Annotated in this window: 12 protein-coding genes; 8 read left to right on the top strand and 4 right to left on the bottom strand. The window is 71.3% G+C overall.

What is annotated here, in order from left to right; genetic code table 11:
* The first annotated feature begins 57 nt into the window (after positions 1 to 57).
* The gene (locus ACFZBP_RS00830) at positions 58 to 1,017 is read left to right on the top strand and encodes a DJ-1/PfpI family protein (RefSeq protein ID WP_391409167.1); all 960 of its coding nucleotides are present in this window, start codon (positions 58 to 60) and stop codon (positions 1,015 to 1,017) included.
* A 22-nt stretch (positions 1,018 to 1,039) separates the two neighbouring features.
* The gene (locus tag ACFZBP_RS00825) at positions 1,040 to 1,675 is read left to right on the top strand and encodes a DJ-1/PfpI family protein (protein ID WP_391409166.1); all 636 of its coding nucleotides are present in this window, start codon (positions 1,040 to 1,042) and stop codon (positions 1,673 to 1,675) included.
* On the opposite strand, the gene ACFZBP_RS00820 is transcribed toward ACFZBP_RS00825, so the two are convergent.
* Positions 1,662 to 2,417 carry an enoyl-CoA hydratase-related protein gene (locus tag ACFZBP_RS00820; protein ID WP_391409165.1) on the bottom strand — a complete coding sequence of 252 codons (756 nt, stop codon included), beginning with the start codon at positions 2,415 to 2,417 and terminating at the stop codon, positions 1,662 to 1,664. The two genes, ACFZBP_RS00825 and ACFZBP_RS00820, sit on opposite strands and share 14 nt — an antisense overlap.
* Positions 2,418 to 2,707: 290 nt before the next feature.
* On the opposite strand from ACFZBP_RS00820, the gene ACFZBP_RS00815 reads away from it, so the two are divergent.
* A complete protein-coding gene (locus ACFZBP_RS00815; RefSeq protein WP_391410300.1) occupies positions 2,708 to 3,217 on the top strand; it encodes an ATP-binding protein in 510 nt (169 codons plus the stop codon).
* A gap of 16 nt (positions 3,218 to 3,233) precedes the next feature.
* Here ACFZBP_RS00815 and idi read toward each other — a convergent pair whose 3' ends face one another.
* The 3 genes from idi to galE form a co-directional block, all read right to left on the bottom strand.
* Positions 3,234 to 3,827, bottom strand: coding sequence for an isopentenyl-diphosphate Delta-isomerase (idi, locus tag ACFZBP_RS00810; RefSeq protein WP_391409164.1), 594 nt, complete (start codon positions 3,825 to 3,827; stop codon positions 3,234 to 3,236).
* A 187-nt stretch (positions 3,828 to 4,014) separates the two neighbouring features.
* Positions 4,015 to 4,956 (bottom strand): cation diffusion facilitator family transporter, encoded by a 942-nt coding sequence (locus ACFZBP_RS00805; RefSeq protein WP_391409163.1) that lies wholly within the window; start codon positions 4,954 to 4,956, stop codon positions 4,015 to 4,017.
* Between the two features lie 155 nt (positions 4,957 to 5,111).
* Entirely contained in the window at positions 5,112 to 6,095 is a 984-nt protein-coding gene (galE, locus tag ACFZBP_RS00800; protein ID WP_391409162.1) for a UDP-glucose 4-epimerase GalE, read from the bottom strand.
* A 280-nt stretch (positions 6,096 to 6,375) separates the two neighbouring features.
* On the opposite strand from galE, the gene ACFZBP_RS00795 reads away from it, so the two are divergent.
* The 5 genes from ACFZBP_RS00795 to ACFZBP_RS00775 are packed head-to-tail and all read left to right on the top strand — an operon-like array spanning position 6,376 to position 11,617.
* Positions 6,376 to 8,184, top strand: a complete 1,809-nt coding sequence (locus ACFZBP_RS00795) for a DUF5941 domain-containing protein (protein WP_383455424.1) — start codon at positions 6,376 to 6,378, stop codon at positions 8,182 to 8,184.
* Positions 8,181 to 8,933, top strand: coding sequence for a sugar phosphate nucleotidyltransferase (locus tag ACFZBP_RS00790; RefSeq protein ID WP_383455421.1), 753 nt, complete (start codon positions 8,181 to 8,183; stop codon positions 8,931 to 8,933). The genes ACFZBP_RS00795 and ACFZBP_RS00790 overlap by 4 nt, the downstream gene beginning before the upstream one ends.
* Positions 8,921 to 9,982: an iron-containing alcohol dehydrogenase family protein gene (locus ACFZBP_RS00785; protein ID WP_383455418.1), complete on the top strand. Its 1,062-nt coding sequence runs from the start codon at positions 8,921 to 8,923 to the stop codon at positions 9,980 to 9,982. The genes ACFZBP_RS00790 and ACFZBP_RS00785 overlap by 13 nt, the downstream gene beginning before the upstream one ends.
* Entirely contained in the window at positions 9,960 to 10,739 is a 780-nt protein-coding gene (locus ACFZBP_RS00780) for a CDP-alcohol phosphatidyltransferase family protein (RefSeq protein WP_383455415.1), read from the top strand. The genes ACFZBP_RS00785 and ACFZBP_RS00780 overlap by 23 nt, the downstream gene beginning before the upstream one ends.
* A 5-nt stretch (positions 10,740 to 10,744) precedes the next feature.
* Entirely contained in the window at positions 10,745 to 11,617 is an 873-nt protein-coding gene (locus ACFZBP_RS00775) for a glycosyltransferase family 2 protein (RefSeq protein ID WP_383455506.1), read from the top strand.
* Positions 11,618 to 11,660 lie beyond the last annotated feature (43 nt).

Genomic DNA, 11,660 nt, shown 5'->3' with positions numbered 1-11,660 from the left:
GAAAAGGTGGGGAGCCCGTCATTGTGGTCATGGTGCCGGTCCCGAAGAATCGAGGGCATGGCGCAGCGAACCGTTCTCTTCGTTCTCTTCGACGGTGTACAGAGCCTCGACCTCACCGGCCCGCTGGAGGTCTTTGCGGGGGCCGAGAAGCACCGCCCGGGCACCTATCGCATCCGCACGGCCTCCCTGGACGGCGGCCCGGTCCGCGCGTCCAGCGGCCTGACCGTCGTACCGGACGCATCCCTCGCCGACGTGTCCGAGCCGCACACCCTCCTCGTACCGGGCGGCGAGGGCACGCGCGCGCCCCGGCCCGAGCTGGTCGACTGGCTGCGTACGCACGGCCCGCGTGCCGAGCGCCTGGTCTCCGTCTGCACCGGCGCCATCCTGCTCGCGGGGGCGGGCCTGCTGGACGGCCGCCGTGCCACGACCCACTGGGCGTACTGCGACAAGCTCGCCCGGGACCACCCCGGGGTGCGGGTCGACCCGGACCCCATCTTCGTGCGCGACGGACACGTGGCCACCTCCGCCGGCGTCACCTCCGGCATCGACCTGGCGCTCGCCCTGGTCGAGGAGGACCTGGGCCGGGACGTGGCCCTCGGCATCGCACGGCACCTGGTGGTCTTCCTGCGTCGGCCGGGCAACCAGGCCCAGTTCAGCGCCCAGCTGGCCGCCCAGACCGCCCGGCGCGAACCCCTACGCGACGTCCAGCGCTGGATCACCGAGCACCCCGACACCGACCTGAGCGTCGAGACCCTCGCGGCCCGCGCCAGCCTCTCCCCGCGCCACTTCGCCCGCGCCTTCCAGGCCGAGACGGGAATGACCCCCGGCCGGTACGTCGACCGGGTCCGCCTCGGACACGCCCGCCGTCTGCTGGAGGACACCACGGACGGCGTCGAGGAGATCTCCCGGGCCAGCGGCTACGGCACTCCGGAGGCCATGCGGCGCGCCTTCGTCAAGACCCTCGGGGCGGCCCCGGCCGAGTACCGCCGCCGGTTCCACCCCGCCCCGGCCCACTGAGACCCTGCCGAAAGGAAGCACCGTGCAGATCGCCATGGTCCTCTACGACCGCTTCACCGCCCTCGACATCGTGGGACCCTACGAGGCACTGAGCCGCCTCCCGGACGTACGGGTCGACTTCGTCGCCCGGACGGCGGGGCCCGTGCGCGCGGACACCGGGTTCCTCGCCCTCACGGCCGACAAGGCGCTCGCCGACGTACCGCACCCCGACGTGATCGTGGTGCCGGGCGGCCCCGGGACCTTCACCGAGGTCGAGAACGAGGTCCTCCTGGAGTGGCTCAGGACCGCCGACGCCACGAGCACCTGGACGACGTCCGTGTGCAGCGGTTCGCTGATCCTCGGGGCCGCGGGCCTCCTGCAGGGGCGCCGTGCCACCTCGCACTGGCTCACCCTCGACTTCCTGCCGCAGTACGGCGCCGAGCCCACGGGCGAGCGGGTCGTAGCGGACGGCAAGTACATCACCGCGGCCGGAGTCTCCTCCGGCATCGACATGGGGCTGACCCTGGTCGGGAAGATCGCCGGTGACGAACACGCCCAGGCCGTCCAGCTGTTGACCGAGTACGACCCCCAGCCGCCCTACGACGCCGGCTCCCCGCAGAAGGCGCCCGCGCACCTGGTCGAGGAGTTCCGCACCGACAGCCGCTTCAGCCTGACGTAGGGACGTTCCAGGTGAAGCGCGGTTGCCTGCGCTCCAGGAACGCGGCGACGCCCTCCGCGGTGTCGCCGCTTCCGCGTGCCTGCTCCGCCCAGTGCTCGTCGCGGTCGGTGCGCCCGTCCGCGAACTCCTTCGCCGCGGCCTGCGTCAACTGGGAGCGCGACACCAGGACCCGGGTGAACTCCGTCACCCGCTTGCCGAGTTCGCCCTGGGGCAGCACCTCGTCCACCAGGCCCGTGCGCAGCGCGCGCTCCGTGTCGATCAACTCACCCGAGAACAGGAGGTACTTGGTGGCGGCCGGCCCCACCAGCGACGCCAACCTCCGCGTGGAGGACGCCGGATAGACGATCCCGAGCTTGGCCGGCGTCACCCCGAACAGCGCCCCCTCCTCTGCGAACCGCAGATCGCACGCCGCCGCCAGCTGGGACCCGCCCCCGACACAGTGCCCACGGATCGCGGCCAACGTCGGCTTGGGGAAGGCCGCCAGCGCCTCCTCGGCGGCCACGGCCAGCCCCTGCGCCTCCCCGGGCGACCCCTGGAGCGTGGAGATGTCGGCGCCCGCGCAGAACGTCTCGCCCTCGCCGGTCAGCACCAGCGCCCGTACGGCCGGATCGGCGGCCAGCGTGCCGAGCAGCGGCGGCAGCGCCCGCCACATCGCGGCCGTCATCGCGTTGCGCTTGGCCGGATGGTGGATGACGACGGTGGCGACCGAGTCGGTGACGCTGTGCAACAGCTGGGGCTCCATGGCCCGGATGCTATCCGGCGACCTCGGCGGCCCAGCAGGGAGGACGGCTCCTCACGGAGAGTGACCCTCGGGACGCGCCGGACGGCGGTGACGTCAAACCCGTACAACCCGAATAGTTCGTGAAGTCGGCACAAGCGGCGCCGGAGCGGTCCCACAACTGACCGTGTCATACGCCAACGGTCAGAAACGCTCGATACTCGCTGACTTGTGTTCAGTTCTACGGTCCGGACCTGCGGGTTACCAACACTCGACGTGTGGTGACAATCGAGCGCGAGGGTGGCGACCGGACGATGGAGAACCACGGGCGCGGGTCCGGCCCACGCCCAGGAGGTGGCGCGGACGAGTCGCTCGTCCAGCGGCCGCCGCATCCACTGCCGTACGAGGGCGTCTGGCGGTTCACCGCCCCAGCCGTCGACGCCTCGGTCCCGCAGGCCCGGCACGCCGTCCGGGACCTGCTGTACCGCCAGGGCGTGCCGGTGCCGGACGACCTGGTACAGGGAGTGCTGCTGATCGTGTCGGAGCTGGTCACGAACGCCGTCCGGCACGCGGCGCTGTTGTCGCCGACGCTCGCCGTGGAGGTCGCCGTCGGCGCCGAGTGGCTACGGGTCTCGGTGGAGGACAACCACCCCTACCGCCCGACCGCCCTGGAGGCCGACCACGGCCAGACCGGCGGCCGCGGGTTGCTCCTGGTCCGCGAGGTGACCCGGGAGGCGGGCGGCGTGTGCGACGTCGAGCACACGGCGAGCGGCGGCAAGGTGATCTGGGCCGCCGTCCCGCTCAAACCCGTGCGCGTGCCCTAGGCCCCCGCAGTCCTCGTCACCAGCCGGCCGACGGGCCCGTCAGCTCTCTGACCGCGGGGCGGGCGGCGTCGAGGACGGTCATGAACCAGGACGAGAAGGTGTCCTTCGCGTGGCGCACCGCCAGCTCGGCGGGCGTCACGAAGGCCGTGTCGCCCACCTCCTCCGGGTCCGGCCGCAGCGCGGACTGCACCAGCCCGACGAAGAGGTGGTTGTACTCCTGCTCCACCAGGCCCGAGTCCGGGTCCGGGTGGTTGTAGCGGACCGTGCCCGCCTCGGCGAGCAGGGACGGGGAGACGCCGAGCTCCTCGAACGTCCGGCGGGCCGCGGCCGCGAAGGGTGCCTCGCCGGGGTAGGGGTGGCCGCAGCAGGTGTTGGACCAGACGCCGGGGGAGTGGTACTTGCCGAGCGCCCGCTGCTGGAGCAGCAGCCGGCCCTGCTCGTCGAAGAGGAAGACGGAGAAGGCGCGGTGCAGCTGGCCGGGAGGCTGATGGGCGGCGAGCTTCTCCGCGGTGCCGATCGTCACACCGTTCTCGTCGACCAGTTCCAGCAAAATCGCGTCTGCGGTGCCGTTCGACGCACGGTGCGTCGCGGTGGCAGGTGTGATCGGCATACCCATCCTTCGCCTCGGTCTTGCGCCCCAAGTGTGCCGTACGAATCCGACACTCCCGGCAGTTGATCGTGCCCGGCGCGGCGGGTACGGAACCGCACGAAGGGGTGCTGTGGGCATGAGGACGCCACCGACCACCGGATCGCTGCATTCCGTCCGTACTGACGTTTTGTCGGACCGTACGGTTGTTTCAGTGACAGAGCCGGGCCTCGTGCTCCGCGTGCCCGACCGGCTCCAGCTGGAAGGTGCAGTGCTCCACGTCGAAGTGGTCGCCGAGGCAGCCCTGGAGCTCGTGCAGCATCTTCTCGTGGCCGATCGCGTTCAGGACGTCGGAGCGCACCACCACATGGGCGGACAGCACGGGCATGCCGGAGGTGATCGTCCAGGCGTGCAGATCGTGCACGTCCTCGACGCCGTCCAGGGCGAGTATGTGGGCCCGCACCTCGTTCATGTCGACGTCCTTGGGGGCCGACTCCAGCAGGACGTCGAGGGTCTCGCGCAGCAGCTTGAGGGTGCGCGGCACGATCATCACGCCGATGACCAGCGAGGCGACAGGGTCGGCGGCCTGCCAGCCGGTGGCCAGGATCACCGCGGCCGAGACCAGCACCGTGAGCGAGCCCAGCGTGTCCGCGGCCACCTCCAGGAAGGCCCCCCGCACGTTCAGACTCTCCTTCTGGCCGCGCATCAGCAGCGTCAGCGAGATCATGTTCGCGACCAGGCCGATCGCCCCGAACACGATCATCAGGCCGCCCTCGGTGTCCGCGGGGGTGAAGAACCGCTGGATCGCCTCGTACAGCACATAGCCGCCGACGCCGAGCAGGAGCAGGCAGTTGGCGAGGGCGGCGAGGATCTCGGCGCGGGCGTACCCGAAGGTGCGCGTCGTGCTCGCCGGGAGGTTCGCGAAGTGGATGGCGAGCAGGGCCATGCCCAGACCGACCGCGTCCGTCGCCATGTGCGCCGCGTCCGCGACCAGGGCGAGCGAGTCCGCGGCCACACCGCCGACGATCTGGACCACCATGACGCCGAGCGTGATCGCCAGTGCCACCCGCAGTCTCCCGCGGTAGGCGGCAGCCGCCGTACCGCTGGTCGGCACGTGCGCGTGCCCGTGCCCATGATCGTGCCCAGCCCCCATGGGAAGCCGCCCTTCCGTGATCCGTCCGACGATCGGAATGTCCGTCCGGGATGACAGTGAACTACGGGTGGGGGGTATCGGGCAACGCGGCACTGAACACCGTTGTCATGTGCCCTGACCTGCGGAAACGACCCGCAGGTCAGGGCCCTGCATGATCAGTTGCCCGGTCGGCCGCCGTGGTGCACCAGCCACCCCTGCCATGCCGACTCGACCATCTCGCGTACCCCGCGCCGGGCCGTCCAGCCGAGCTTCTCCGCGGCGAGTGCGGCCGAGGCGACCGCGCGTGGGGCGTCACCCGGGCGCCGGGCCTCGACCACGGCGGGGCGCGCGTCGCCGGTGGCCTCGCCGACGACGGTGACCAGCTCGCGTACGGAGACGCCCTCGCCGCGGCCGATGTTGACGGTCAGATCACCGCTCGTGTCCGGTGCGGTGAGCCGCCGGGCCGCCGCCAGGTGTGCTTCGGCGAGGTCGGCGACATGGATGTAGTCACGCACGCAGGTGCCGTCCGGCGTCGGATAGTCGTCACCGAAGATCCGCGGGGCCTCGTCGCGGGTGAGCCGGTCGAAGACCATGGGGACGATGTTGAAGACGCCGGTGTCGGCGAGCTCGGGCGCGGCGGCGCCCGCGACGTTGAAGTAGCGCAGACATACGGTGGAGATCCCGTGCGCGTGGCCCGCCGCCCGCACCAGCCACTCCCCGGCCAGCTTGGTCTCGCCGTACGGGTTCACCGGCGCGCACGGCGTGTCCTCCGTGATGAGATCCACATCCGGACTGCCGTAGACCGCGGCGGACGACGAGAACACGAACCGCCCGATGCCCGCCTCGGCGACCGCCTCCAGGAGCGTGGCCAGACCGCCCACGTTCTCCCGGTAGTAGCGCGTCGGCTCCGCCACGGACTCGCCGACCTGCTTGCGCGCCGCGAGATGCACCACACCTGTCACCGCATGCTCGGCGAACACGCGTTTGAGCAGGTCACCGTCGAGGGACGAGCCCTCGACGAGGGGGACGTGAGCCGGGAGCCGCGCGGGTCGCCCGGCCGAGAGGTCGTCCAGGACGACGACCCGTTCCCCGGCGTCGGTCATGGCCCGCGCCACATGTGCCCCGATGTAGCCGGCTCCGCCTGTGATCAGCCATGTCATGGTCGCCCACCCTATGCCGGGGTGTTGGCGGTGGAACCAATGTCCCCGATGTCCCGTCTGTGAGTACGAGTTTGTGGGCGGGGCCCCGGATCCCCGATGATGATCGCGGCAATGCGCTGGGCAAACCGCGTTGATCGCTCCGCCAAACGGGTGGTGAACGTCGGCTTCCATCCATCCGATAGCCTCTGCCGACACGCCGCCCGGCCGCCACCGCCAACGGGCGCCGCCACCCACGTACATGACCGGCGCGGACACGCCGGCACCCAGGGAGTGAGTTCGGTTGTCGACCGCCATCCTCACCGGTCAGCCGGTCCCCGGATCGCAGATCGAGGGCGATCTGCGGTCCCTCGGCTACGACGTGCGGGCCGCTGCCGACGCAGCCGACGCCGAGACGCTCCTCGCCCAGGTGCCCGGCGACCAGCGCGTCGCCGTCGTCGACGCCCGCTTCGTGGGCCACCCGCACGCACTGCGCCTCGGCCTGACCGACCCCCGCTTCCCGCTCGCCGCGATCCCCGGCGCCGTGACGGCCCAGCCGGCCGGACGCCAGGCCCTGACCCGCGCCATGGCCCGCGAGAACTCCGCGGGCGGCGGCACGGCGGTCGCCGTCGACAGCCTCGCCGACCGCATCGTCACCGCCCTCGACGACGAGGGCACCGACGTCCACCGCCCCGAGCTCGGCAGCCTGGTCGCCGCCGTCCCGGCCGACCCGCAGGCCCGCAACGAAGCACGGCAGGCCGTCGCCGCCGTCGACGACGAGGCCGTACGCCTGAAGTCGGCCGTGAAGTCCCGCGACGGCTTCTTCACGACCTACTGCGTCAGCCCGTACTCCCGCTACCTCGCCCGCTGGTGCGCCCGCCGGGGCCTGACCCCCAACCAGGTCACCACCGCCTCCCTGATCACCGCGCTCATCGCGGCGGGCTGCGCGGCCACCGGCACCCGCGGCGGGTTCGTCGCGGCCGGCCTGCTGCTGATCTTCTCGTTCGTCCTGGACTGCACCGACGGCCAGCTCGCCCGCTACTCCCTGCAGTACTCCACGCTCGGCGCCTGGCTCGACGCCACCTTCGACCGGGCCAAGGAGTACGCCTATTACGCCGGTCTCGCTCTCGGCGCGGCTCGCGGCGGTGACGACGTCTGGGGGCTCGCACTCGGCGCGATGGTCCTGCAGACCTGCCGGCACGTCGTGGACTTCTCCTTCAACGAGGCCAACCACGACGCCACCGCCAACACCAGCCCCACCGCTGCCCTCTCCGACAAGCTCGACAGCGTCGGCTGGACGGTCTGGGTGCGCCGCATGATCGTCCTGCCGATCGGTGAGCGCTGGGCGATGATCGCGGTGCTCACGGCGGCCACGACTCCTCGGATCACCTTCTACGCGCTGCTCATCGGCTGCGCCTTCGCCGCGACGTACACCACGGCGGGCCGCGTACTGCGCTCGCTGACCCGCAAGGCCCGCCGGACCGACCGGGCGGCGACGGCACTGGCCGACCTGGCGGACAGCGGGCCGCTCGCCGAGGCGCTGGCGCGAGCACTGCGCAAGCTGCCCGCCAAGCCGCCGTTCGGCGCCCGCGTCCTCGTCGCCCTGCCCGGTGCGGCCCTGCTGGTCCTCGGGGCGGCACTGGAGCCGTACGGCAGCGCGCTGCCGGTCGTGGCAGCCGTCCTCTACGTGCTCACCTCGGCCGCCGCCGTCGCCCTGCCCCTCAAGGGCGCCCTCGACTGGCTGGTCCCGCCGATCTTCCGCGCCGCCGAGTACGGCACCGTCCTCGTCCTCGCGGCCAAAGCGGACGTGAACGGAGCCCTTCCTGCGGCTTTCGGGCTGGTGGCGGCTGTCGCCTACCATCACTACGACACGGTGTACCGCATCCGCGGCAACGCCGGAGCGCCCCCGGCCTGGCTGGTGCGCGCCATCGGGGGGCACGAAGGACGGACGCTGCTCGTCACCGTCCTCGCCGCGGTGCTCTCCGCCTCGCAGTTCACGGTCGCGCTCACGGCCCTGGCCGTGGCAGTGGCCCTCGTGGTGCTCGTCGAGAGCATCCGCTTCTGGGTGTCCTCCGGGGCGCCCGCCGTACACGATGAAGGAGAACCCGCATGATCGGCCTCGTGCTGGCGGCCGGCGCCGGACGGCGTCTGCGCCCCTACACCGACAGCCTTCCCAAGGCTCTGGTGCCGGTGGGGCCCGCGGGCATAGAGGGCGAACCAACGGTTCTCGATCTGACCCTCGGCAACTTCGCCGAGATCGGTCTGACCGAGGTCGCGATCATCGTCGGGTACCGCAAGGAAGCGGTGTACGAGCGCAAGGCTGCGCTGGAGGCGAAGTACGGCCTCAAGCTCACCCTCATCGACAACGACAAGGCCGAGGAGTGGAACAACGCCTACTCCCTGTGGTGCGGCCGTGACGCCCTCAAGGACGGCGTGATCCTCGCCAACGGCGACACCGTGCACCCGGTCTCCGTCGAGAAGACGCTGCTCGCCGCCCGTGGCGACGGCAAGAAGATCATCCTCGCCCTGGACACGGTCAAGGACCTGGCCGACGAGGAGATGAAAGTCGTCGTCGACCCCGAGAAGGGCATGACGAAGATCACCAAGCTGATGGACCCCGCCGAGGCCACCGGCGAGTACATCGGCGTCACCCTCATCGAGGGCGACGCCGCCCCCGAGCTGGCCGACGCCCTGAAGACCGTCTGGGAGACCGACCCGCAGCAGTTCTACGAGCACGGCTACCAGGAGCTCGTGAACCGCGGCTTCCGTATCGACGTGGCGCCGATCGGCGACGTCAAGTGGGTGGAGATCGACAACCACGACGACCTCGCCCGCGGACGGGAGATCGCATGCCTGTACTGACCCGGTTGATCCCCTCGCCCGTCGTCGTCGACATCCGCCCGGGTGCCCTCGACGACCTGGGCTCTGTGCTCGCCGACGAGCGCATCTCGCACTCCGGCAAGCTGGCCGTCGCGGTCAGCAACGGCTCCGGCGCCCGGCTCAAGGAGCGGCTCGCTCCCGCGCTGCCCGGCGCCACCTGGTACGAGGTCGGCGGCGGCACCCTCGACGACGCCGTCCGGCTGGCCGGTGCCATAAGGGCCGGCCACTACGACGCGGTCGTCGGGCTCGGCGGCGGCAAGATCATCGACTGCGCCAAGTTCGCCGCGGCGCGCGTCGGCCTGCCCCTGGTCGCCGTACCGACGAACCTCGCGCACGACGGTCTGTGCTCGCCGGTCGCCACCCTCGACAACGACGCGGGCCGCGGCTCCTACGGCGTGCCCAACCCGATCGCCGTCGTCATCGACCTCGACGTCATCCACGAGGCCCCGGCCCGCTTCGTACGCGCCGGCATCGGCGACGCCATCTCCAACATCTCCGCGATCGCGGACTGGGAGCTGGCCAACCGCGTCAACGGCGAGAAGATCGACGGCCTCGCCGCCGCCATCGCCCGCCAGGCCGGCGAGGCGGTGCTGCGGCACCCCGGCGGCATAGGGGACACCGACTTCCTCCAGGTACTCGCCGAGGCGCTGGTGCTCAGCGGGATCGCCATGTCGGTGTCGGGTGACTCCCGCCCGTCCTCCGGCGCGTGCCACGAGATCAACCACGCCTTCGACCTGCTTTTCCCCAAGCGCGCCGCCGCCCACGGCGAGCAGTGCGGGCTGGGCGCGGCCTTCGCGATGTACCTGCGCGGAGCCCACGAGGAGTCGGCCTTCATGGCCGAGGTGCTGCGTCGGCACGGGCTGCCGGTACTGCCGCAGGAGATCGGCTTCACGGACGACGAGTTCGTCCGAGTAGTGGAGTTCGCCCCGCAGACCCGGCCCGGCCGGTACACGATCCTCGAACACCTCGACCTGACAACCGACCAGATCAAGGACATCTACGCCGACTATGTCAAGGCCATCGGTAGCTGAACTCCGCCCCGTCGTTCACCCCGCGGGGGTGAAGGACCGGCGCAGCGGTGAGCACTGGATGGGACGCCTCTACATGCGTGAGGTGTCCCTGCGGGTCGACCGCTACCTGGTGAACACCAGGGTCACGCCCAACCAGCTCACGTACCTGATGACCGTCTTCGGTGTACTCGCGGCCCCGGCACTTCTGGTGCCGGGGATCCCGGGCGCCGTGCTGGGCGTCGTGTGCGTCCAGATGTATCTGCTGCTGGACTGCGTCGACGGCGAGATCGCGCGCTGGAAGAAGCAGTACTCGCTGAACGGCGTCTACCTCGACCGCGTCGGCGCCTACCTCACCGATGCCGCCGTGCTCGTCGGCTTCGGGCTGCGCGCCGCCGACCTGTGGGGCAGCGGCCGTATCGACTGGCTGTGGGCTTTCCTCGGCACGCTGGCCGCGCTCGGCGCCATCCTGATCAAGGCCGAGACCGACCTGGTCGGCGTCGCCCGCCACCAGGCAGGCAAGCCGCCGGTCCAGGAGGCGGCGTCCGAGATGCGCTCCTCCGGCATGGCCCTGGCCCGCAAGGCCGCCGCCATGCTCAAGTTCCACCGGCTGATCCTCGGCATCGAGGCGTCGCTGCTGATCCTGGTCCTGGCGATCGTCGACCAGGCCCGCGGTGACCTGTTCTTCTCCCGGCTCGGCGTCGCCGTACTCGCCGGCATCGCGCTGCTGCAGACCCTGCTGCACCTCGTGTCCATCCTCGCCTCCAGCAGGCTGAAGTGAACGCCATGAAGGTCGGCGCGGTCATCATCACGATGGGCAACCGCCCCGACGAGCTGCGCGCCCTTCTCGACTCGGTCGCCAAGCAGGACGGCGACCGGGTCGAGGTGGTCGTCGTCGGCAACGGCTCCCCGGTGCCGGACGTCCCCGCGGGCGTCCGCACCATCGAGCTGCCCGAGAACCTCGGCATCCCCGGTGGCCGCAACGTCGGCATCGAGGCGTTCGGGCCCAGCGGCCGTGACGTCGACGTCCTTCTCTTCCTCGACGACGACGGTCTGCTCGCCCATCACGACACCGCCGAGCTGTGCCGTGCGGCCTTCGACGCCGACCCCAGGCTCGGCATCATCAGCTTCCGCATCGCCGACCCGGAGACCGGCGTCACCCAGCGCCGCCACGTGCCCCGGCTGCGGGCCTCCGACCCGATGCGTTCCTCACGGGTCACCACGTTCCTGGGGGGCGCCAACGCCGTCCGTACCCAGGTCCTCGCCGAAGTCGGCGGACTTCCGGACGCATTCTTCTACGCCCATGAGGAAACCGACCTGGCATGGCGGGCCCTCGACGCGGGCTGGATGATCGACTACCGGTCCGACATGGTGCTGTACCACCCGACGACCGCGCCCTCGCGGCACGCGGTCTACCACCGCATGGTCGCCCGCAACCGCGTCTGGCTGGCCCGCCGAAACCTCCCGGCCCCGCTCGTCCCGGTCTATCTGGGCGTGTGGATGCTGCTGACCCTCGTCCGCCGCCCGTCCCGCCCCGCCCTCAAGGCATGGTTCGGCGGATTCCGGGAAGGGTGGACCACCTCGTGCGGTCCCCGCCGGCCCATGAAGTGGCGTACGGTGTGGCGGCTGACTCGACTGGGCCGACCTCCCGTCATCTGACAAGCTCGGTCCTGAAGAGCCCCCGGGCCGCATCCGGGCCCCA

The sequence above is a fragment of the Streptomyces sp. NPDC008086 genome, assembly GCF_042957325.1.
Lineage (GTDB): Bacteria > Actinomycetota > Actinomycetes > Streptomycetales > Streptomycetaceae > Streptomyces.
Note: the sequence above shows the minus strand (reverse complement) of the source record. Positions and strands in the feature narration are given on the sequence as shown.

Coding starts and splice junctions, on each gene's coding strand:
- ACFZBP_RS00830 (WP_391409167.1), top strand. CDS start 58: ATGGCGCAGCGAACCGTTCTCTTCGTTCTCTTCGACGGTGTACAGAGC.
- ACFZBP_RS00820 (WP_391409165.1), bottom strand. CDS start 2,417: ATGGAGCCCCAGCTGTTGCACAGCGTCACCGACTCGGTCGCCACCGTC.
- ACFZBP_RS00815 (WP_391410300.1), top strand. CDS start 2,708: ATGGAGAACCACGGGCGCGGGTCCGGCCCACGCCCAGGAGGTGGCGCG.
- idi (WP_391409164.1), bottom strand. CDS start 3,827: ATGCCGATCACACCTGCCACCGCGACGCACCGTGCGTCGAACGGCACC.
- ACFZBP_RS00805 (WP_391409163.1), bottom strand. CDS start 4,956: ATGGGGGCTGGGCACGATCATGGGCACGGGCACGCGCACGTGCCGACC.
- galE (WP_391409162.1), bottom strand. CDS start 6,095: ATGACATGGCTGATCACAGGCGGAGCCGGCTACATCGGGGCACATGTG.
- ACFZBP_RS00790 (WP_383455421.1), top strand. CDS start 8,181: ATGATCGGCCTCGTGCTGGCGGCCGGCGCCGGACGGCGTCTGCGCCCC.
- ACFZBP_RS00785 (WP_383455418.1), top strand. CDS start 8,921: ATGCCTGTACTGACCCGGTTGATCCCCTCGCCCGTCGTCGTCGACATC.
- ACFZBP_RS00780 (WP_383455415.1), top strand. CDS start 9,960: ATGTCAAGGCCATCGGTAGCTGAACTCCGCCCCGTCGTTCACCCCGCG.
- ACFZBP_RS00775 (WP_383455506.1), top strand. CDS start 10,745: ATGAAGGTCGGCGCGGTCATCATCACGATGGGCAACCGCCCCGACGAG.